The organism is Moraxella sp. (genome assembly GCF_024227015.1).
GTDB lineage: Bacteria > Pseudomonadota > Gammaproteobacteria > Pseudomonadales > Moraxellaceae > Moraxella.
The window spans coordinates 1-1,362 of record NZ_JAAELD010000341.1; the positions used below are offsets into that span (position 1 = coordinate 1).

Annotated in this window: 2 protein-coding genes; both read right to left on the reverse strand. The window is 49.7% G+C overall.

Annotated features, from left to right (window positions below):
- The coding region (locus GY683_RS07655) for a hypothetical protein (protein ID WP_297288169.1) at window positions 1-251 on the reverse strand (251 nt) is incomplete at its 3' end.
- Window positions 244-1,362: tyrosine-type recombinase/integrase (locus GY683_RS07660; RefSeq protein ID WP_297288170.1), on the reverse strand; the 1,119-nt coding region annotated here is incomplete at its 5' end. The genes GY683_RS07655 and GY683_RS07660, both read right to left, overlap by 8 nt.

Sequence of the window (1,362 nt, forward strand, 5' to 3'; positions counted from 1 at the left end):
AAGGCAAACAGCGCACGCAGCCCGGACAAAACTCGATTGACAGTATTAGGATCTTCATGGATGCCGGCTCTGAGTTTAAGAAAAAAGGCCGGGGTCAAGTGGGTTAGGTCTGGAACCGCTCGTTTTTGCAAATAGCGGTCGAAGTCCAACAGCACGGAACGGATCCCATCAGGCTCATATCCGAGCTGTTTGCGATAGGCGCTAAACTGTTTTAATTGGGGAGCCATAAAACTTTCAAACACTTTATTCATCAAAGAGCACCTTTCGCATCAATTTAATGTGCACGTGAAGATAGACTTTGGTGGACTCAATTTTATCGTGTCCGAGCATCTGCTTGATTTCAAAAATTGTAGCGCCGCTTTCCAAAAGATTTTGTGCATAGGTGTGACGCAGCCAGTAAGCGGTGCCAGTCAGCCCGGCTTGTCTGATGGCCGCCGTCATGTAATAGGCCACCGCCCCCGCACACAATGGTCCGTGAGGGCTTTGATGGCTTAAAAAAAGCGTGCGGCACCTGCTTTTGGGCCGGGCGCCGATCATGTAGACACTGATGGCTTTGAGTGCGGCCGACGGTATCGGCAGCACCATGGGATTGTCGTTTTTTCTTCTCTTGATGCGCAACTCGGCCTTGGTAAAACAGATATCATCTAAGCTGATACGATGGATTTCAACGGGACGTAACCCTAATAAATAAGCCAGATGCACCGTGGCATAGGTCCGGATTGCGCAGGGCGAAGACAGGCTTAAACCGGCAAAGAGCTTTTTGACTTCGGCAGGACGTAGAAACTTTGGCGGTTTTTGCTGGGCATATAATCTTTTGCCCACTACCAGCGGTGCCAGATTGCGGCCGTTTTTGTGCTGGTACAGATGCCTTAAAAAGCCTTTGAGACAACCGCGGTAAAGCCGACAGGTAGCCGGTGCAAAGCCGACTAAAAACTGAGCCAAAAAGTCGTCGATCTGATCAATTTTTAAGGTGCCAAGATCAATGTCAGATTTTTTCAAGTAGTGCTCGAATGCCACCAGCACCCGGCGTATTTGCTTGACGGTGCGCTCAGTTACCTGTCCGCTTTTTTGCCGATAGGCCAGATACTGCTCATAGACCGGCGGCAGCGGCACAAAGTGCTTTTCGATGGGCCGTTTAATTTTTTGGTGAATAAACAAATACCACGAAAGTGCTCTGAGCGCCCGTCCGTAGCTTTTGCCGACCTCTTTTTGGAATAGGATGAGCACATCGAAGCTAAAAATCTGATCCCACCTTAAGCGGCCGTGTTGCACAAATGCGATAAAGTGCTCAAGTTCGCGTTGGTAATCGTCGCGGGTACTGTCAGGGTGGCCCTGGTCTTTCATCCACTGCAGATACGCATC